Raw genomic sequence first — 22,015 nt, 5'->3', positions numbered from 1 at the left:
GTTTAAAATATATCTTCTATTAATGACTCAAATTTTCAATCTCTTTTGGATCATGTTTGTGCTTAAACAAAATAGCAAAAGCAATTGCAATAACTAATGCATAAGCTGCAAACGACAGCCAGATGTTATGCCAATCCTTCATTAATATCTCACTAGCAAAAACGCCATCAGCAGAAACAGTGTTTCCATGACTATTCACAAACTCTAACATCTTAGAATTTGTAGGCTCCGTTTGAAGAAACCCAGCCAATTCTGTTGTATTATTAAATGATTTTGTAAAGAAACGATCAATTGCCCATCCCGAAGTTAAACTTCCTAAAACAGCACCTACTCCATTGGTCATCATCATGAACAATCCCTGTGCCGAAGAACGTATTTTAGAATCAGTATTACTTTCTACAAATAATGAACCTGATATATTAAAGAAATCAAATGCCATTCCATAAACTATACATGACATAATAATCATCCATAAACCATTTACAGGGTCTCCAAAAGCAAATAATCCAAAACGCAACACCCAAGCAAGCATACTAATAAGCATTACTTGTTTGATACCAAAACGCTTTAAGAAAAATGGAATTGCCAAAATAAACAAGGTTTCTGAAACCTGTGAAATCGACATTATAATTGTAGAATATTGAATTACAAACGAATCTGCATATTTTGGAAAATGCTTGAACTCATCCAAGAAAACATCACCATAAGCATTAGTTAACTGTAAAGCTCCTCCTAAAAACATAGAGAAAACAAAGAACAAAGCCATTTTATAATTTCCGAACAACTTAAAAGCCTCCAAACCTAATGTTTCAACTAAAGAAGCATCTTCTTTAGTCAAACACTGTGGCTCACATTTTGGCAATGTAAAGGCATAAATTCCTAGAACTAACGCACCAATTCCAGCAATATAAAATTGATATTCATTTGCTTTGCTTCCGCTTAGATTGGTAATCCACATAGCAACAATAAAACCAATTGTTCCCCATACACGAATAGGCGGAAAATCTTTTACTATGTTTTTATTATTTAATTTAAGCGAAGTGTATGAAATTGAATTACTTAGTGCAATTGTAGGCATATAGCAACACATTGCTACAAACATCACATATATAAAATGATCTGGAGTTGTTACTTGTGCTATTGCAAATAAGACCAACGCATATAGAATGTGTAAGGCGCCGTATAATTTTTCAGCATTAATCCATCTATCAGCTATAATCCCTGTAAGGGTTGGCATAAATAAAGAAGCAATTCCCATGGTACCGAAAACTAAACCAAATTGAGTTCCCTCCCAATTTTTTGTTCCAAACCAATAATTTCCGATTGTAATAAGCCATGCTCCCCAAACAAAAAACTGAAGAAAGCTCATTATAATCAATCTGTTTTTAATTCCCATAAGATGAATTGTCTTTAAAATAAAATTAGGCGGTAAAACTACTATTTAAAATGAAATCTGCAAAGAATTAAGCTGTTTTTACAACATCATTCACTAATTCCATAACTGAAGTAAATTGTTCTTCTTTATTTAGGTACGAATTATCAATTTCTACAGCATCATCGGCAATTACCAATGGTGAATCTTCTCGATGTGTATCAATATAATCACGCTCTTCTACATTTTTTAATACTTCCTCATAAGACACATTGTCTCCTTTTTGCTGTAACTCATCAAAACGTCTCTGTGCACGAGTACTAGCGCTTGCCGTCATAAATATTTTAAGCTCAGCATCAGGAAAAACTACAGTTCCTATATCTCTACCGTCCATAACAATCCCTTTGTTTTTCCCCATTTCCTGTTGCTGCTCTACCAATTTAGAACGCACCTGAGAAACTTCGGCAACTTTACTTACAAAACTAGAAACCTCAATCGTTCTAATTTCTTTTTCTACATTTTCTCCATTTAAATACATTTCTCCAAAACCTAATTCGGCATTATATTGAAAAACCAATTGAATAGAAGGTAAACTTGCAACTAGTTTTTCTTTATCAAAAGAATCAGCACTTATATATCCATTTTTCATTGCATAAAGCGCTACTGCTCTATACATAGCTCCAGTATCTACATATACATATTCTAAATGTTTTGCTAATTGTTTTGCCAAAGTACTTTTTCCAGTCGATGAAAATCCATCGATTGCTATCGTTATTTTTTTCAAAATAGTATTTTATTATTTTTATTGTTTTATGTTTTTCTAATAGTAAATATCCATAATGATATTTGACTTAGATGTATCGATTAGTTTTTCTATTCTTTTAAAAAAGTCCTCATTAACCATTGGACAGCCATGGCTATTTGAAATATAATAATCCTGCTCTTCACACGGAACTGCCGAATAATAATGTAAAACTATAGCTCTTTTTAACGCATTGTTATTCGTTTGATCTAAACCTAATAATCTATATGCTTTCCCAAAAATACCTTTATACGCCTTTTCTATTGAATACCTCCCTAATGAAGTAGCCTTTGAATCTGGTAAATTACTAAATTTTAAACTCCCTCTAGTTCCTGTTTCTGAACCCGATCCATGAGCTACAAGCCCTTCATCTAAAATTTTATCATTTACCAAATCATAAACAAAAAAGCGGTTTTTACCTGATTTTATCTTCATGTCAATCAAGAAAGCGATTTTAGTATTGTATTTAGAATTACTACTAATCATTTCTCTTAAATTCCTTACCTGCTCATTAAGCCTTGTGACATCAGCATCACTAATACTTTCTTGTTGATAGTTGTTTTTTGAGGTAGTAAATAAACCTGACCAAACAAATAATATTAAATAAAATATTTTCATAAACTTAATCTTGAAAATTAATCGTCAATCCAAAAAGATTTGTATTTGCTCCCAAACTATATCTGGAGTAAGAGTAATTAAACTTTAGTTTATTCAATTTTAATCCAAAACCTAGTGACATTCCAGAAAAATTACGCTGTTCTAAAATTCGTAATTCTTCACCCCTTCTAAAATTATAACCTACACGAAAGTTAAATGCTCTTTTAGGAAAAAGTTCCACTCCAACGATTACATGGCGTAATGCATTATTAAAAAAAGACACCTTTTCTTCGGTAGTAGTCCCGTCTATATTTGTTGTACCTCGCTCTGGATTTGAAAAAGCGAGATTCCACTGTTGTAAATTCTCTAATGTAAGATGCCATCTAATAGGCACATTTTCCAATTCCTGCGAAACCCCAGCCATTACTTCTAAGGGCAATTTTTCATGAATCCCTGAATAGGTACTAAATTGAGTTCCTATATTTCGAATAACCAAAGCCCAATTTATATCATTTTTCTCATCGATATAAAGCATTCCTAAATCTAACGCCCCTCCAAAAGAGTGATAACTCTCTAAAGTAGAAGAAATCAATTTAGCATTTGCTCCTATATGTATATCTGTATATGGAATATTGTAAGCATAACCAAAAGAGAGTGCTGCTTCACTTCCTGTAAAGTCCGAAGTAGCCTGACCGTTTTCGTCATATCCATCAAAACTCCCATAATTTACATAAGTAACCCCTGCCTGAAAAGTTTGCAAATGCTGATCATACGTATAAGCGTAAGAACCACTTCCGTAGGTTACTTCTCCATAATAACTCCCGTAATTTAAAGCAAGATGATTACTCATATCCTGATTTAAAGTTGCCGGATTAAACAAAACCTGATTCACATCATCATCATAAATGGTAATCGTCTTACCTCCTAAGGCTGCTTGTCTTGGCGAAGGCATTAAATTCAAAAACTGATAGGTATATTTACCTCCTATTTGTCCGTAAGAAACGGCACAAAAAGTAAATAAATAAAAGAATCCCAGTTTTTTCAGCATACTTATATATTGCTTTTATCTTTTACTAAAACGCAGCTGCGAAGATAAAATTATAATATGACAAATAACAAATTGTCCTTTTCAAATTAAAATAAAAAATTCCAAATCCTAAAACTAAATACAATCAGTTTAAGAACTTGGAATTTTATAATTACTATTTGTCAATATTGCAAATTAAAATAAGATACATTACTTCAACTCTTTAGCATTTTTAACTTTCTGATCTGTTAAAGCCAGTGCTAGAACTTCACTCATCTCTTTTACGTAATGAAAAGTCAACCCTTCTAAATATTCAGGTTTAATTTCATCAATATCACTTTTGTTTTCATGACATAAAATAATCTCTTTAATATTAGCTCTTTTGGCTGCTAATATTTTTTCTTTGATTCCTCCTACTGGTAATACTTTTCCACGTAAAGTAATCTCACCAGTCATTGCCATATTTTTCTTCACTTTGGTTTGCGTCAATAAAGACACTAATGAAGTCAACATTGCAATACCTGCACTCGGACCATCTTTAGGAGTTGCTCCTTCTGGTACGTGTATATGAATATTATATTTTTGGAACAATTCTGGATTCAAACCTAATTTCTTAGCATTTGCCTTAATATATTCCAATGCAATTGTAGCCGATTCTTTCATTACAGTTCCTAAATTCCCTGTAATCGTCAAAGCTCCTTTTCCTTCAGATATTAATGATTCTATAAAAAGAATATCTCCACCAACACTTGTCCAAGCAAGTCCTGTAACTACACCAGCAACATCATTACTTTCGTATTTATCTCTTTCTAACCTTGGCACCCCTAATATCTTAACAATATCTTCGTCGGTTACTTTTTTATTATACTCTTCTTCCATTGCTACCGATTTGGCTGCATTACGAATTACTTGAGCAATTTTATTTTCAAGATTACGAACACCTGATTCTCTTGTGTATCCTTCAACAATTTTTTCTAATTGCTTTTTACCAATAGTCAAATCCTTTGCAGTTAAACCATGAGCCAAAAGCTGTTTTGGAAACAAGTGCTTGCGTGCAATTTCAACTTTCTCTTCTATAGTATATCCAGACATTTTAATTACTTCCATTCTGTCTTTTAAAGCTGGTTGAATAGCCGACATATTGTTGGAAGTAGCGATAAACATTACTTTTGATAGGTCATACCCCATTTCTAGGAAATTGTCATAAAAAGCACTGTTTTGTTCTGGATCCAAAACTTCTAATAAAGCTGATGATGGATCACCACTATTACTATTTGATAATTTATCGATTTCATCTAAAACAAATACTGGATTAGAAGTCCCTGCTTTTTTCAAACTTTGGATGATTCTACCTGGCATTGCTCCGATATATGTTTTTCTGTGACCACGAATCTCTGCTTCATCACGTAAACCACCAAGAGAGATACGCACATATTCTCTTCCTAAAGCTTCAGCAACAGATCTACCTATAGATGTTTTTCCAACTCCCGGAGGTCCTGTTAGACATAAGATCGGTGATTTCATATCATTTCGCAATTTTAAAACTGCCAAATGTTCAATCATTCTTTTCTTTACTTCTTCTAAACCAAAATGATCTCTATCTAATACTTTTTGAGCTTGTTTTAAATCAAAATTATCTTTAGAGAACGTTCCCCAAGGCAATTCTAAAAACAACTCCAAATAGTTTCTTTGAATACCAAAATCTGGCGATTGTGGATTCATTCTACGCATTTTTGACAATTCTTTCTCGAAATGTTTTTGCGTTTTCTCATCCCAAACTTTTTCTTTGGCTTTCTGGCTCATTTCGTCCATTTCTTCCTCTTGCGAAACCCCTCCCAATTCTTCCTGAATGGTTTTCATTTGCTGATGCAAGAAATATTCACGTTGTTGCTGATCCAAATCAAAACGAACTTTCGATTGAATATCGTTTTTCAATTCTAATTTTTGCAACTCAACGTTCATGTAACGCAATGTTTCAAGCGCTCGGTCTTTTAAACCATTTATCGATAATAAATCTTGTTTCTCTTTTACCGATAAATTCATATTCGATGAAACAAAATTAATCAAAAACGACTGACTTTCAATGTTTTTAATAGCAAATGTTGCTTCTGATGGAATGCTTGGGCTTTCTTTAATAATCTGAATTGCCAATTCTTTTATCGAATCAACAATAGCATTAAATTCAGTGTCATTTTTCTCAGGACGTGTTTCCTCAACCTCTTTTACATTTGCAGTAATATATGGCTCTTCCGAAATTACTTCTGCAATTTCAAAACGCTTTTTACCTTGTAAAATAACAGTAATATTTCCGTCAGGCATTTTTAGAACACGAAGAATTCTCGCAACTGTTCCTACCTTATTGATATCATCTTTAGATGGATCTTCGTCTTCTTCATTTATCTGAGAAACAACTCCAATGATTTTATCACCAGCATTTGCATCGTTTATAAGCTTTATAGATTTATCTCTACCCGCAGAAATCGGAATAACAACTCCTGGAAATAAAACAGTGTTGCGCAAAGGCAAAATTGGTAATGAAAAAGGCAATTCTTCATTATTCATTTCTTCCTCATCCTCGGGAGTTAATAACGGTATTAATTCGGCTTCAGAATCAAATTCCTGAAGTGACAGATTGTCAATAGTAAGTATTTTATGATTTGACATAGTATAATATAAGTCGTTTTGTCATTAAAAAATAAATTCATAATGCAAATTATTGGATAACCCTGCTACGTTTTAAGCAAAACCTCTGCAAGGCCCCTATTTATTTGCACAGCAATAAAAATAGACAATCATTGTGCCAAAACAGATATAGACAAGAATTTTGATTTACAAGCCAACTCCATTTATTACCTGATCATGCAATTTTAAATTAATATTATAGATATAAAAATACCGAAAATATTTTTGGTAATAACTCTCGGATGCAACAATTATTTCTGTGTATAAGCAACTAGCTCTGTAGCACTTTCTTTGATTGCCATTTTAATAATGCCTATATTTTTTAAACCCCAATAATCAACATCTGATGTATAGGTTTTAGCTTCACCTAATACCACTACTATATCAATTGTTTTTTAAGAAAGTATAATTTAATTATATCCTATAATTCAAATCTTTAAGCATTTTAAAAAAAACTTTTCACAAAACAACATTTCTATAATTCAACCCACTTGTAACCAATACTATATATTTTCGACTAATATTATTGTGACCTTTTATATCTTTATTGAAGCACAAATAATCAATAATTTTATTTTTTTTTAATATAAAAAACAAAAAAGTGTAACAAACCAAAAAAAGCTAAGTCATTAATTAAAACCAATAGACGCTACTTGAATATAACCAATCAAAATATCGAAGAATTAATAACATTGTGCAAACAAAAGAATCAAAAAGCACAATTTGAAGTATACAACAGGTACTGTAAAGCCATGTATAATGTTGCGTATCGTATTGTAAAAGACGAACACTATGCTCAAGATGTTATGCAAGAAGGTTTTCTTAAAGCATTCACCAAAATTGATGACTACAAGCAAGAAGTTGCTTTTGGTGCTTGGCTTAAGAAAATTGTAGTTAATTATAGTATAGATTTTTACAAAAAGAACAATAAATTCCAAGTAGAAGATCTTAGCAAAACACTATACAAAATAGAAGAAAGCGATAGTTTCTTTTTAGAAAATATAGATTTAGATTCACTAAAAGTAAAGCAAGTAATGGATGCTATTCTGGATTTAAAAGACAACTATCGAATGGTGTTGACCTTATTTTATATTGAAGGGTACGATCAAGAAGAAATAAGTGAAATACTAGCCATTAGCTACACTAATTGTAGGACTACATTAAACAGAGCAAAAAGTAGTTTACGAAAAAAATTAGAGGATAATGAGGTCGCCTCTAAAAAAGACATTGTGTAAAACAATTATAAGTCAGTAAACACCAATAAAAAGAAGATACTTGATATCATATCTTCTCTAAAAAAAATAAAATTCAGATACATGAAAAAGGAAAATGACGAATTAGGCCAATTATTTGAAAAATTTGAAAACCAGTGGGACATTCAAGAAATGAACCCCCAACATGAAGCAGATTTTTTAAACAAACTAAAGAAAACAAAACCTAAAAAAAATTACTCGATTACATATGCTATTGCAGCTTCAATAGTACTTATGCTGGGAATCTCTGTGTTTTTTAATGTGAGCCACAAACCAAAAGAATTAAAATTTGCATCACAAGAAACCAAAAGGACCGACTCGATTTTTGGGGCATTAATTGCCAATGAATTAGAAAAACTTCATGACAAAAAATCTCCGGAAAATGAGCAAATAATTAATGATGCGCTTAAACAGATGAAAGCTATGGATGGTGATTATGCAAAAATCATTGCCGAATTACAAAAAAACGGCGAAAACAAACAAATTATTTACGCCATGATTAGCAATTTACAAACCCGTATCTCATTCTTACAAAATGTATTGACCCGTATAGACGAAAATGAAAAATTTAAAAACAGCACCCATGAAAAAACACTATAACTTACTTATTTTATTACTTGTAATCCCATTCCTAGGATTTGCAAATGACGATAGTTATCTATCAAAACAAAAAGTTGTCAAAAAAACCTATATTGTTAACTCTGATGCAGGAATAGATATAGACAGTAAATATGGAAATATCTCAGTAACAACATGGGATGAAGATAAAATCGACCTTGAAGTCATCATAAAAGTTTCTGGAAATAACGAAAACTGGGTAAATGAAAAATTAAACAGTATCGATATTAATATTACAGCATTAAAGTCAATGGTTACTGCCATTACTAACATCGGAAAATCAACATACAAAAGCAAAGGGAGTAGTAATAGTTTTGAAATCAATTACATCATCAAAATACCAAAAAATGGAACTGTAAAGCTGAATAATAAGTACGGAAATATCACCATTGGAGATTTAGCTTCAACCGCTGATGTCTTTTGTAAATACGGTAAAATTAACCTTGGAAAATTAAATGGAAATACCAATACAATACACATAGAATATTGCCAAAACTCAAGCATTCAGTATATTAAAACCGGAAATATCAAAGCTCGCTACTCTGGTTTAAAAATTAATGATGCTGGTAAAATTAATCTTGATACAAATTACACCGATATTGTTATGGGTGGCTCCCAAAATATAAAATACGATTGTAATTATGGAACTTTTAAATTTCAAAAAACAGGTACGGTTGCAGGAGCAGGAAATTACTTAAATGTGAATATTGGTGAAATTTTAAATACTTTAAATGTTGACGTTAACTATGGTAATCTAGCAATAGGGGTTATAAACCAAAATGCAAAAGATATAACTGTAAGCTCTGGATATTCAGATGTGTCAATTGGGTATGATAGCAATTATGCATTCGATTTTGATATTTCGACTAAATATTCTGGTATAAAAACAGATTCTTCGATACAGATTTCTAATAATGAAGAAAAAAGCAATGCAAAACATGTTAGTGGCTTTTACAAGAAAAAAGGTCAAAATAAAGTAGTTCTTACCTCAAACTACGGAAGTATCTCATTAGTTAAAAAACAATAATCATAAAATCAATCAAAAATGAAAAAATCAATTCAATTATTAGTTTGTAGCGTATTCTTTATAACTACAATTGCTAACGCACAATGGTCTAATGAACGCATAAAAGGAAATGGAAAAGTAGTAACCAATACTCGCTCAACAACTGATTATGACGAAATAAAAGTAATGGGCTCCTTTGATGTCGATTTGGTTGCAGGAAAAGAAGGTTCAATTACAGTAAAAGCTGAAGAAAATCTACACCCCTATATTAAAATTGAGGTTGAAGGTAATGTGCTAAAAGTATACACCGAAAAAAATAAAAACATCAGTGCAAGCGTTGGGCGAAAAATTCAGATAACTATTCCTTTCGAAAAAATATCTAATGTTTCTCTTTCGGGTTCAGGTGATGTAACTTCAAAAAACACTATTAAAGCAGATGTTTTCACAGCATCATTATCAGGTTCTGGTGACTTAAACCTAGATGTCGATTCGTCCACTTTTAATCTTACAGTAAGTGGTTCTGGAGATGCTGTTTTAAAAGGAAATACTAATGATTTTAAAAGTAAATTGTCTGGATCTGGTGATGTTGATGCAACTTCATTAAAAGCTAAAAATGTAGATTTTACAATATCTGGATCAGGTGATAGCAAAATCTTTTGTAGCGAAAACCTAAAAGCGAGAATATCTGGTTCTGGAGATATAAAATATACAGGTAATCCTAAGACAAAAGACACTAAAGTAAATGGATCAGGAAGCATCTCAAAAGCTTAACTATTATAAATAATAAAAAAGCAATAATTATTTCTCTCATCGTTAGGATTTAGATTAAAGATTATTGCTTTTTTATTATGTATTAGTTTTTTTTATGCTCAAGCCAGCAAAAAACGAAAACACTTAACCAAAAAGAAATTTTCGCAGCGATAGATAAAAATGCTAATGCATAGCTAAAAGATTCAAAGGCATACTCCGTTTCTATTGGAGTGGTAAAAGATGGCAAAATTTACACTAAGCATTATGGCGAAATTGACAAAGAAAAAGGAAATAAAGCCATCAATGAAACGCTATTTGAAATAGCATCTACAACCAAAGTTTTTACAGGAATTCTCGTTGCTAATGTTCCATTAGAGGGAAAATTAAAATTAGATAATGATATTCCAAAATATCTGAATGAAGAGTTTCAAAATCTAGAATTCAAAGAATCTCCAATCAAAATAAAAAATCTAATTACACACAGGAGTGGAATATTAACTCCATTTCCTAACACCAAAGAAATAAGGTAAAAATTTTATTGTTTTAAAGTTTTACTTTTTGGTATCCTTCTCAATAAGAAGATAGCAATCACGAAAAACACACCTAAAATTACAATAGCCGCACGTGGACTTCCTGTTATTTGATCAATGATTCCGTAAACACACATTCCGATTACAATTCCTATTTTTTCAGCAACATCATAAAAACTAAAAAATGAAGTAGTATCTTCTGTTTCTGGTAATAGTTTTGAATAAGTAGAACGTGACAAAGCCTGAATCCCTCCCATTACAAGTCCTGCCACAGTTGCCATTGCGTAAAAATGTATTGGTAAAGTAACAAAATAAGCCCCTACACAACAAAGTACTGCCCAAACAATATTAATAACAATTAAAGTCGGGATATTTCCCCATTTAGATGAAGCTCTTGAAGTTAAAATTGCCCCTAAAACAGCTACTAATTGTATTAATAAGATACAAATAATTAAGCCAATTGTACCTTCATCTTTAGATGCCCATTGAACTTCCTGCGCTCCAAAATAGGTAGCTACAAGCATTACTGTTTGCACAGCCATACTGGAAACAAAAAAACCTCCTAAATATCTTCGTAACGAAATGTTTTCGTTCAACAAAGCCCAAACTTTCTTTAATTCTTTGAAACCATTAAAAATGACATGTTTAGATAATTTCTGGCTTACCTCTTTACTTCCCTTTGGCAAATAATAATAAGTATATTGACTGAATAGTATCCACCAAACTCCAACCATTAAGAATGAATATCGCATTGCTTTCATTGCTGCTTCACCATCTGTTCCTGTGATCCCAAAAAACTTAGGTTTCATAATCATAGCTAAATTGAGTACCAACAAAAATACACTTCCAATATACCCTAAAGAATACCCTTTGGCACTAATTCTATCTTGTTGTTCTGGAAAAGCAATATCTGGTAAATACGAATTATAAAAAACTAAACTCCCCCAATATCCTAATAGTCCTAAAAAATAAAATGCCAATCCAACATATATGTTTTCTAGATTAAACCAATATAACCCCATACAAGACAAGGCTCCTAAATAGCAAAAGAATTTCATAAAAGACTTTTTATCTCCCACATAATCAGCAATTCCTGATAACAATGGTGAAATAAATGAAACAACTAAAAAAGCCATTGCAGTTACAAAACTAATCAAAGCTGAATTTTTAAGATTCATTCCGAAAACATGAATATAATGTTCACGCTCAGAAAATAAAGCTTCATAAAATATTGGAAATACTGCTGATGCAATAGTAAGGGTGTACACTGAATTTGCCCAGTCATAAAATGCCCATGCATTTAGTAGCTTCTTATCTCCTTTTGGTAAGTTTTTCATAGAAATGGTTTCATTAATAGCCTACGAATTTATCTAAATTTTATTATAATTAAATAGATTTTTATTAAATCATATATTAATAAATCATCAACCAACCTAATCAACTGAGCAATAACCACATAAAAAAAACAAAGCCATCTTAAAAAGATAGCTTTGTTGAAAATTAATGATTTTAGAAATCAAAAAATATATTTTCTACTTATTTGATTATGCCTACTTTAAGTGCTGTTGCTTTTGCTTGAGGAATTAACACACTTAAATTAGCAATTCTAGTTGCATCTGATGGGTGTGTACTAAGAAATTCAGGCGTTTGACCCGATGATTGTGCCGACATTCTTTTCCAAAAAGCAATAGACTGATCGGGGTTATATCCAGCAATTGCCATAAGTGTCAATCCTATCTTATCGGCTTCACTTTCATTATTTCGGCTAAATGGAAGCATTACTCCTACTTGTGATCCGATTCCATAATATTTCTGCCACATTTCTTGTGTTTCAGCACTCTGATTACCTGTAACTGCAGCTACACCTACTGCACCTAGTTGCTGTAACTGTGCAGCACTCATACGCTGTGCACCATGATTAGCCAATGCATGTGAAACTTCGTGTCCTAAAACAGTTGCCAAACCCGAATCGTCTTTTGTTACTGGCAAAATCCCTGAATAAACAACAATTTTACCTCCAGGCATACACCAAGCATTCACTTCTTTATTATCGACTAACTTATATTCCCAACGATAATCCTTAAGATATTGAGATTGCCCTAAATAGGTTAAATATTTTTCGGCAGCTGCTTTGATTTTCATCCCAACATTTTCTACTCTTTTGGCATCGGCAGTACCAGTAATGACTTTGTTTTCTTTAATAAAAGTATTGTACTGCTGAAACGAAGATGGAAACAGCTCACTATTAGAAACAAAATTAAGACTCTTTTTTCCCGTAACAGGATTTACCGCACATGAATACACTGTGGCTATAGCAAAAATTCCCAATAATAATTTATTTCTCATGACTTTTAGATTTAATAACACACAAAAATACGATTATTCTAAATTCATTTTTTATACAATTCGTTTAAAAAATATCATAATTAAATTATTCTCCATACAAACACGCTTAATAAATTCTAACTTGTCAATACATTTTATTAATTGTCTTACTTTTATATTTTTAAATCTAAATAAAATAAAAGCTCTATAAAAACATATTATAATGTCTAAAAAAACATCTAGTCCTACAGAATCATTAAAAGTTCCTCGATTTATAATAGTAACAGGGAAACTTCTTTCTTTTATTTCGCCTAAACTAGCCACTTCATACGCAACGAAGCTTTTTATAACTCCAATAAAACATAAGGTTCCCAAAAGAGAACTAGAAATGGATCGAAAAAGCATACAAAAAACCATAAAAATACCAGCAATTGATAACGAAGTTGTTGTCTATAAATTTGGTAAAAGCGATAAAAAAGTACTGTTGGTTCACGGTTGGTCTGGACGTGGAACGCAATTATTCAAGATTACCGACGAACTAGTTAAACATGGCTATGAGACTGTTAGTTTTGATGCCCCTGCTCATGGAAAGTCTCCTGGTAAGACTACTCATATGGTCGATTTTATTGCTTCGATTCTAGAAATTGAAAAACAATACGGCCCATTTGAAGCTGCTGTTGGACATTCGTTGGGAGGTATGTCTGTATTAAATGCTATAAAACAAGGTTTAAATGTTAATCGTGCAGTTATTATCGGTAGTGGTGACATCGTTCAGGATATCATTGACGATTTTGTATCTAAACTAGAATTAAAACCATATATCAGTACTCGTCTACGCAATTATTTTGAGAATAAATACAAAGTAAAAATGAATGATTTTTCAGCATACGTAGCTGCTGCTGATGTAAATATCCCCGTTTTGGTTATTCATGATAAAGATGATCCTGAAGTTTCCGTAAAAGCAGGAACTCACATTAATGAACATTTAAAAAACGGTACTTTACTACTAACTGAAGGATTAGGACATCGCAAAATTTTAGGTAATGGCAATGTTATTAATAAAACAGTACAATTTATTGAACATAAGTAACTAATTTTGTTAGTCTTACTTTTTGACAAAAAAATAAAAAACAATGAAATATCCAATCGAAAAAACAGAACAAGAATGGAAAGAGCAACTTGGTAACGACCGTTACCACGTACTTCGCCAAAAAGGAACCGAACGCCCACATACTGGAGAGTACAATCTTCATTTTGAAAAAGGGGTTTATTGTTGTGGGGCTTGTAACGAACCTTTGTTTGAGAGCAATTCTAAATTTGATGCGCATTGTGGTTGGCCTTCCTTTGATGAATCAATACCTGGAAAAGTCGAGTATATCTCGGATGTAAGCCATGGTATGAAACGAACTGAAATTTTATGTGCTAATTGTGGAAGCCACTTAGGACATGTATTTGATGATGGTCCTACTGAAACAGGACAGCGTTATTGTGTAAACTCTTTATCGATAGACTTTAAAGACAAATAGTCATGGATTTATTTGGTGAATCTCCAGATTGGAAAGTAATCTTAGAACCGATTCTAACAAAATACAAAGGCAGGAAACACCCTTTAGATTATCAGAATACGTATCAACTGCTTGTAATGGTAGTCCTATCAGCTCAAGATTCAGATGCTAACATCAATTCGATTGCTCCTACATTATTTGCAAAGTATCCAAACATGGAAAGTCTAGCCAAAACGAATACAGAAGAGCTGTTTACCTATATTAGCAAAGTTAGAAACTACAGAACTAAAGCGGAGTGGTTAATCGAAATTGCAAATACGATTAAAGAGGATGAAAACATTCCAATGACCATGAAAGATTTGGTTGCATTAAAAGGCATTGGTCGAAAATCAGCGAATGTAATTTTAAAAGAATCAAATAAGCCCGCAGAAGGGATTATTGCAGATTTACATGTTATCCGTGTTGCGCCAAGAATTGGATTAATAAAAGAGTCTAAAGATGGTAATAAAGTAGAAAAAGAATTGATGCAGGTTATACCAAAAGATATTTGGGGAGAAATAGGAATGGCTATTTCTTTTTTAGGAAGAGAAACATGTCGTCCGAAACCAAAATGCAATGAATGTCTGATTAATCCACATTGCAATTACTACTTAAGTCTTTAACAATTAAAACAATACTATTTATTAAATAAGCTTCTTCAAAATAAAAGCATAAAAAAACCGAGACTTACTATCTCGGTTTTTTTATGCTTAGAAAAATGTCTTACATTTTTGCTTTCAATGCTTTGTATTCAGCAGTCATTTCAAGTGCGCTGTAAACATTTAAAAGTGTTTTAGAAACATCCTCGTTTTTAGGATCTAACTCAACCGCTTTTTTAAGGTATGGAATTGTGCTTTTGAAAAGGTTATTTCTTTTAACTTTCAATTCATCATAACGCTTCATGTCTTTTGCTGAAGTTCCAAGTTTATTCATCTCATCAATTATAGGTTTTTCATCCTCTAATTTTAAAGCAGCTAAATTAATATAAGCATTAATATAGTCTGGTTTGATTTCGATTACTTTATTGTAATATTTCTCAGCGTCAGCAGTATTTTTAGCATTTCCGCTTAATACTCCTAAATTAAAAAGTAAATCAGCATCGTTTGGATTATTTTTCAAAACCTCACCGATTAACTTCTTATAAGTCTCATAATCTTTAGTTTCTAAATATAAATTTGCTTCAGTCAAAATCAAAGAAGTATCCTCTGGATTTGCAGCTCTAGCTTCTGCTATTGCTTTTTTAGCTTCTTCAGTTTTACCGTTTTGAACTAAGATAAGAGAGATATTTTTATAAATCTCACCTCTTTTAGAAGGAGAAACTTCTGTTTTTGGTTTCTCATGAGTTCCAATCTTAACTGCAAGATCTCTTTCATTTGCTGTAGCAAAAGCATTGTCTTCTCCTGTAGCTTTATTTAAAGCTAAGTAAGTCGTTCCTTTTCCTGAATAATTAAGTTTTTTCAACTCTTCGTAAAGAGGTAAAGCTGCAGTAAAATCTCCAGCATTTACATAAGTTGAAGCTGCATAATACAAGTTGATTGTATCTTTTTTATCTAGCAAATAAGCATCATATATCTTTTTTGCACCATCACCATGCTTATTCGCTTTTGAATCAGCAATAGCACCATTAATCAATCTTCCTTTGATATCAGTAATTGAAGCAGCAGCTTGAGTTGAATACTTAACTTTTCCTGATGCTTGCTCAGTCTCGATTAACTTCTTATATGCCTCAGCAGCAAGTAAAAGGTTTTTACCTTCATCTACTCCTTTTTTTGCTACTTCTAAATAAGCATTTCCTTTTACAAAATAATATTGAGCTTGCTCAGTATCTTTTGCATTTGTAATCAGATAATCTGCTGCGTCTAGAATAGAAATAGCCGATGTAGCATCTCCATTTTTCAATGCTTTTTCAGCACTTTTAATTTGATCTTTTTGAGCAAAAGTAGCTACCGATATCAATAATGCTGACGCTAGTATTACATATTTACTTTTCATAATGTTCTATTTTTTTATATATTTAAATTGTTTGTTGGGTTCTATTAATTATTCTTCAGACTCATCTTCTTCTTCCGAATCATCTTCTGCATCTTCATCCTCAACATCATCATCTTCGTCTTCGTCTTCAACAACACCATCATCTTCAAGAACTTCTAAGTCTGGTTTTACTCTTTCAATAGCGCTTTCGATAACATTTCCATCCTCATCAACAACAACTTCTGCAACATCGTCTTTCATTACTTTAGTAACAGCTGCAATAGAATCTTTACCTTTTAAGTTAATCAATCTAACTCCTTGAGTAGCACGACCCATTACACGTAAATCTTCAATAGCCATTCTAATTGTCAATCCAGATTTGTTGATAATCATTAAATCATCAGCATCTGTTACTGCATTAATCGAAATAAGTTTTCCGGTTTTCTCAGTAATATTAAGAGTTTTTACTCCTTTTCCTCCACGGTTAGTAATTCTATAAACATCTTCACCATCATCATCAACTAATTTGGTACGTTTTCCGTATCCGTTTTCAGTAACAACTAAAATTTGTGAATCGTTAACATCCTCTTTATCTACCGTAACCATACCAATTACTTCATCAGTATCGTCTTTTAAAGTAATTCCACGAACTCCTGAAGCTGTTCTTCCCATTGGACGGGTTTTAGTTTCTTCAAAACGAACTAATTTACCAGATTTAACAGCCAAAATAATCTGACTTTCTCCATTGGTTAATTTAGCTTCTAATAATTCGTCTCCTTCTTTAATAGTAATTGCAGCAACACCATTTACTCTAGGTTTAGAATATTTCTCTAAAGACGTTTTCTTAACCTGTCCTTTTTTGGTTACCATAACTAAGTTATGGCTGTTGATATAATCTTTATCTTTTAAATCTTGAGTACAGATAAACGCTTTAACTTTATCGTCGCTTTCAATATTTACCAAGTTTTGGATAGCTCTACCTTTGGCAGTTTTACTACCTTCTGGAATTTCGTATACACGCATCCAGAAACATTTACCTTTTTGGGTAAAGAACATCATATATTGGTGATTGGTTGCAACGAACATATGCTCAAGGAAATCTTGATCTCTTGTTCCTGCACTTTTTTGTCCAACTCCACCTCTATTTTGTGTTTTGTATTCAGTAAGGTTTGTACGTTTGATATACCCTGCATGAGAAATTGTAATTACCACATTCTCATCAGCAATTAAATCTTCGATACTTACATCTCCACCTGAATATTCAATTAATGAACGACGTGCATCACCATATTTATCACGGATCTCAATAAGTTCTTCTTTGATCAAATTAGTTCTTAAATCTACATCTGCTAATAATGCTTTCAAATGCTCAATTAATTTCATCAATTCATCATACTCATCTCTTAACTTGTCTTGTTCTAGTCCTGTTAATTGACGTAAACGCATCTCTACAATAGCACGCGCTTGAATATCTGATAATTTAAATCTTTCAATTAATTTCTCACGAGCTTCTTCTGTATTTTTCGAACCTCTTATTAAAGCAATTACTTCATCAATATTATCTGATGCAATAATTAAACCTTCTAAAATATGAGCTCTTTCTTCAGCTTTACGTAATTCAAATCTAGTTCTACGAACCACAACATCGTGACGGTGCTCAATAAAATAGTGAATCATATCTTTTAGATTCAACATTTGTGGGCGACCTTTTACAAGTGCAATATTATTTACACTAAAAGATGATTGTAATTGTGTATACTTATATAATGTATTTAAAACTACGTTTGGAGTTGCATCACGTTTAAGAATATAAACGATACGCATACCATTTCTATCTGACTCATCACGGATGTTTGCTATTCCATCAATTTTTTTATCATTTACCAAATCAGCAGTACGCTTAATCATTTCTGCTTTATTGACTTGGTATGGAATTTCAGTAACGATGATACATTCTCTACCATCTACTTCTTCAAAACCAACTTTAGCACGCATTACAATACGCCCTCTACCAGTTTTAAATGCTTCACGAACTCCTTCGTAACCATATATTATACCTCCTGTTGGAAAATCAGGTGCTTTAATATGTGTTATTAATTCGTCTATTTCAATATCGTTATTATCAAGATAAGCTAGCGTACCATTGATAACTTCTGTAAGGTTGTGAGGTGGCATATTAGTTGCCATACCTACTGCAATACCTGTTGCTCCATTTATTAATAAAGTTGGAACTCTAGTCGGCATTACTTTCGGCTCATATAAAGTATCATCAAAGTTCAATTGAAAATCAACTGTTTCTTTTTCGATATCAGCCATTATTTCTTCTGAAATCTTACGCATTCTAGCCTCCGTATAACGCATTGCTGCTGGGCTATCTCCATCTACAGAACCAAAGTTACCTTGGCCATCCACTAATAAATAACGTAAACTCCATTCTTGAGCCATACGTACCATGGCATCATATACTGAAGTATCTCCGTGTGGGTGATACTTACCTAAAACTTCCCCGACAATTCTGGCGGATTTTTTATGGGCTTTATTTGAAAAAACTCCTAAATCATACATTCCGTAAAGAACTCTTCGATGTACTGGTTTCAAACCATCTCTAACATCAGGGAGTGCTCTCGATACAATAACTGACATCGAATAATCGATGTAAGCTGATTTCATTTCATCCTCTATGTTAATAGGAATTAACTTTTCTCCTTCAGACATAAGTTGTTATATTAAAAAATTATATTAGTTTCAAAACGTGCCAATATACGTCTTTTTGAAATTTTTGAAGGTATTTTACGCTACTTATTTCAATGATTTATTAACAACTTTATTTTACATTTTAGTTAATAATTTAAATCTTATTTAACTCATTTATTATTATTTTTTTCGTCCCTTAGCTGACATGACTTTCTAATGGGTATGGTTTTTGTTTTTAACACACTAATTCACTAAATTTACAATACTAATTATATATTATGGATGATAATTTTTCACCAAGAGTAAAAGATGTTATTACCTACAGTAAAGAAGAGGCCTTAAGATTGGGTCATGACTTTATTGGTACTGAACATTTGATGCTAGGCATTTTAAGGGATGGAAACGGAAAAGCCATTCATATATTAAATAACCTAGCAGTCGATTTAGAACATTTACGTAGGAAGGTCGAAATACTGAGCCCTGCTAATCCTAGTGCCGAAATTAATGTAGAAAAAAAGAATCTCCACCTTACACGTCAAGCTGAGAGAGCATTAAAGACTACTTTTCTAGAAGCCAAAGTATTCCAGAGTTCGTCTATTAGTACGGCACACTTACTTTTATGCATCTTACGAAACGAAAACGATCCAACAACCAAGCTATTGAATAAGCTAAAAATAGATTATGATGTAGCTAAAGAACAATACTTAAATATGACTCCAAACGAAGAAGAATTTTTAGAAAACTTGCCAAGAAACGAATCATATAATGACGATTCAGGACAAGATGACAGTCTTAAAGAAGGAAGTTTTAATAATCCAGCCAATAAGTCCAATAAAAAATCTAAAACACCAGTTTTAGATAATTTTGGGAGAGATTTAACAGAAATGGCTGAAGAAGGAAAACTAGACCCAGTTGTAGGACGTGAGAAAGAAATTGAACGCGTTTCGCAAATTTTAAGCCGTAGAAAAAAGAACAACCCTTTATTAATTGGTGAACCTGGAGTAGGAAAATCTGCTATTGCTGAAGGACTAGCCTTGCGTATTGTTCAGAAAAAAGTATCTCGTATCTTATTTCACAAACGTGTGGTAACCTTAGATTTGGCGAGCCTTGTAGCAGGAACCAAATATCGTGGTCAGTTTGAGGAACGCATGAAAGCAGTAATGAATGAATTAGAAAAAAATGATGACATCATCCTTTTTATCGATGAAATTCACACTATCGTTGGTGCTGGAGGTGCGACTGGATCATTAGACGCATCAAATATGTTTAAACCTGCCTTATCAAGAGGAGAAATCCAATGTATTGGAGCTACTACACTTGATGAGTACAGACAATATATTGAGAAAGATGGTGCGTTAGAAAGACGTTTCCAGAAAGTAATTGTAGAGCCAACTTCTGTTGAAGAAACAATTGCAATTTTAAACAACATTAAAGACAAATACGAAGATCACCATAACGTAACCTATACGCCAGAAGCTATTGAAGCTTGTGTAAAATTAACAAACCGATATATGTCGGAGCGTTTCTTACCAGACAAAGCTATCGATGCTCTTGACGAGGCTGGATCTCGTGTGCATATCACTAATATTGATGTTCCAAAACAAATTTTGGATTTAGAACGTCAACTAGAAGAGGTACGCGAAAACAAAAATGTCGTTGTTAAAAAACAAAAATATGAGGAAGCAGCTAAACTTCGTGATGACGAAAAACGCATCGAAAAAGAACTAGCTGTAGCTCAAGAACAATGGGAAGAAGATTCTAAAAGCAATAGAATTCTTGTAACCGAAGATAACGTTGCCGATGTAGTGTCTATGATGACAGGAATTCCTGTAAACAGAATTGCACAAACTGAAAGCAACAAATTAGCTCAATTACCTGAATTAATTCAGAATAAAGTAATAGGTCAAAATGAAGCTGTTTTAAAAATCGCTCGTTCTATACAACGTAACAGAGCTGGTCTTAAAGACCCAAACAAACCTATTGGATCATTTATTTTCTTAGGACAAACTGGTGTTGGTAAAACACAACTAGCAAAAGTTCTAGCAAAAGAATTATTTGATTCAGAAGACGCTTTGGTTCGTATTGACATGAGTGAATACATGGAGAAATTTGCAATTTCACGTTTAGTTGGAGCGCCTCCGGGATACGTTGGTTACGAAGAAGGTGGACAATTAACTGAAAAAGTTCGTAGAAAACCATATTGTGTAGTCCTTTTAGATGAAATCGAAAAAGCACATCCAGATGTATTCAACATGATGCTTCAAGTGCTTGATGATGGTTACTTAACAGATAGTTTAGGACGCAAAATTGACTTTAAAAACACTATAATTATCATGACTTCAAATGTTGGAGCAAGACAATTAAAAGATTTCGGTCAAGGAGTTGGATTTGGAACTGCTGCAAAAGTAGCTCAAGCCGATGATAATTCGAAAAGCATTATCGAAAACGCATTGAAGAAAACATTTGCACCTGAATTCTTAAATAGAATTGATGATGTAATTGTATTCAACAGCTTAGAAAAAAGTGATATTGATTTAATTATCGAAATTGAACTTAAGAAACTATATGCACGTGTAGAAGAATTAGGATACAAACTAAACCTTACTGATAAAGCCAAAGCTTTTATCGCTGACAAAGGTTTCGATAAGCAATTTGGAGCAAGACCACTAAAAAGAGCCATTCAAAAATACGTTGAAGATATATTGGCAGAAGAAATAATTACTTCTAAAATTACTTCAGGCGACGAAATTTTGATTGATTTAAATGAAGAGTCTCAAGAACTTACTGTAGATGTTCATAAAGCTGAAGAGCCAACAAATCAATAATGTAATTTAATTTTTACAA

General features: G+C 32.4%; 17 protein-coding genes and 1 pseudogene. 9 read left to right on the top strand and 9 right to left on the bottom strand.

Annotated features, from left to right (window positions below; genetic code table 11):
• Positions 1-19: 19 nt before the first annotated feature.
• The 5 genes from LNQ49_RS21135 to lon form a co-directional block, all read right to left on the bottom strand.
• Positions 20-1,396, bottom strand: a complete 1,377-nt coding sequence (locus LNQ49_RS21135; protein WP_229990926.1) for a nucleoside permease — start codon at positions 1,394-1,396, stop codon at positions 20-22.
• Positions 1,397-1,463: 67 nt separating this feature from the next.
• Positions 1,464-2,156, bottom strand: coding sequence for a (d)CMP kinase (gene cmk, locus LNQ49_RS21130; protein WP_229990925.1), 693 nt, complete (start codon positions 2,154-2,156; stop codon positions 1,464-1,466).
• Positions 2,157-2,192: 36 nt separating this feature from the next.
• The gene (locus LNQ49_RS21125) at positions 2,193-2,792 is read right to left on the bottom strand and encodes a murein L,D-transpeptidase catalytic domain-containing protein (RefSeq protein ID WP_229990924.1); all 600 of its coding nucleotides are present in this window, start codon (positions 2,790-2,792) and stop codon (positions 2,193-2,195) included.
• 4 nt (positions 2,793-2,796) lie between these two features.
• On the bottom strand, positions 2,797-3,819 hold the full coding sequence (porQ, locus tag LNQ49_RS21120; RefSeq protein WP_229990923.1) for a type IX secretion system protein PorQ: 1,023 nt from the start codon (positions 3,817-3,819) through the stop codon (positions 2,797-2,799).
• Positions 3,820-4,008: 189 nt separating this feature from the next.
• A complete protein-coding gene (gene lon / locus LNQ49_RS21115) occupies positions 4,009-6,462 on the bottom strand; it encodes an endopeptidase La (protein WP_229990922.1) in 2,454 nt (817 codons plus the stop codon).
• A 671-nt stretch (positions 6,463-7,133) separates the two neighbouring features.
• Here lon and LNQ49_RS21110 point away from each other — a divergent pair.
• The 5 genes and pseudogenes from LNQ49_RS21110 to LNQ49_RS21090 all read left to right on the top strand — a co-directional run.
• The gene (locus LNQ49_RS21110) at positions 7,134-7,715 is read left to right on the top strand and encodes an RNA polymerase sigma factor (RefSeq protein ID WP_229990921.1); all 582 of its coding nucleotides are present in this window, start codon (positions 7,134-7,136) and stop codon (positions 7,713-7,715) included.
• Between the two features lie 81 nt (positions 7,716-7,796).
• Positions 7,797-8,333 (top strand): anti-sigma factor, encoded by a 537-nt coding sequence (locus tag LNQ49_RS21105; RefSeq protein WP_229990920.1) that lies wholly within the window; start codon positions 7,797-7,799, stop codon positions 8,331-8,333.
• A complete protein-coding gene (locus LNQ49_RS21100) occupies positions 8,317-9,378 on the top strand; it encodes a DUF4097 family beta strand repeat-containing protein (protein WP_229990919.1) in 1,062 nt (353 codons plus the stop codon). Before LNQ49_RS21105 ends, LNQ49_RS21100 begins: the two co-directional genes overlap by 17 nt.
• Positions 9,379-9,396: 18 nt before the next feature.
• Positions 9,397-10,128, top strand: a complete 732-nt coding sequence (locus tag LNQ49_RS21095) for a head GIN domain-containing protein (RefSeq protein ID WP_229990918.1) — start codon at positions 9,397-9,399, stop codon at positions 10,126-10,128.
• A 197-nt stretch (positions 10,129-10,325) separates the two neighbouring features.
• Positions 10,326-10,637: pseudogene (locus tag LNQ49_RS21090) on the top strand (serine hydrolase domain-containing protein); the annotation flags it as partial.
• A gap of 5 nt (positions 10,638-10,642) precedes the next feature.
• On the opposite strand, the gene LNQ49_RS21085 reads toward LNQ49_RS21090, so the two are convergent.
• Positions 10,643-11,974 carry an MFS transporter gene (locus tag LNQ49_RS21085; RefSeq protein ID WP_229990916.1) on the bottom strand — a complete coding sequence of 444 codons (1,332 nt, stop codon included), beginning with the start codon at positions 11,972-11,974 and terminating at the stop codon, positions 10,643-10,645.
• Between the two features lie 199 nt (positions 11,975-12,173).
• Entirely contained in the window at positions 12,174-12,983 is an 810-nt protein-coding gene (locus LNQ49_RS21080; protein WP_229990915.1) for a M48 family metallopeptidase, read from the bottom strand.
• A 202-nt stretch (positions 12,984-13,185) separates the two neighbouring features.
• On the opposite strand from LNQ49_RS21080, the gene LNQ49_RS21075 reads away from it, so the two are divergent.
• The 3 genes from LNQ49_RS21075 to LNQ49_RS21065 are packed head-to-tail and all read left to right on the top strand — an operon-like array spanning position 13,186 to position 15,129.
• Entirely contained in the window at positions 13,186-14,052 is an 867-nt protein-coding gene (locus LNQ49_RS21075; protein WP_229990914.1) for an alpha/beta hydrolase, read from the top strand.
• Positions 14,053-14,095: 43 nt separating this feature from the next.
• Positions 14,096-14,488, top strand: coding sequence for a peptide-methionine (R)-S-oxide reductase MsrB (msrB, locus tag LNQ49_RS21070; RefSeq protein WP_229990913.1), 393 nt, complete (start codon positions 14,096-14,098; stop codon positions 14,486-14,488).
• 2 nt (positions 14,489-14,490) lie between these two features.
• On the top strand, positions 14,491-15,129 hold the full coding sequence (locus tag LNQ49_RS21065) for an endonuclease III domain-containing protein (protein WP_229990912.1): 639 nt from the start codon (positions 14,491-14,493) through the stop codon (positions 15,127-15,129).
• Positions 15,130-15,229: 100 nt separating this feature from the next.
• Here the strand turns inward: LNQ49_RS21065 and LNQ49_RS21060 are convergent, their stop codons facing one another.
• Positions 15,230-16,498 (bottom strand): tetratricopeptide repeat protein, encoded by a 1,269-nt coding sequence (locus LNQ49_RS21060; RefSeq protein WP_229990911.1) that lies wholly within the window; start codon positions 16,496-16,498, stop codon positions 15,230-15,232.
• Between the two features lie 48 nt (positions 16,499-16,546).
• On the bottom strand, positions 16,547-19,192 hold the full coding sequence (gene gyrA, locus LNQ49_RS21055) for a DNA gyrase subunit A (protein WP_229990910.1): 2,646 nt from the start codon (positions 19,190-19,192) through the stop codon (positions 16,547-16,549).
• Positions 19,193-19,449: 257 nt separating this feature from the next.
• Here gyrA and LNQ49_RS21050 point away from each other — a divergent pair, with 257 nt between their 5' ends.
• The gene (locus tag LNQ49_RS21050) at positions 19,450-21,996 is read left to right on the top strand and encodes an ATP-dependent Clp protease ATP-binding subunit (RefSeq protein WP_229990909.1); all 2,547 of its coding nucleotides are present in this window, start codon (positions 19,450-19,452) and stop codon (positions 21,994-21,996) included.
• The last annotated feature ends 19 nt before the right edge of the window (positions 21,997-22,015 follow it).

Source organism: Flavobacterium pisciphilum, assembly GCF_020905345.1.
GTDB lineage: Bacteria > Bacteroidota > Bacteroidia > Flavobacteriales > Flavobacteriaceae > Flavobacterium > Flavobacterium pisciphilum.
Note: the sequence above shows the minus strand (reverse complement) of the source record. Positions and strands in the feature narration are given on the sequence as shown.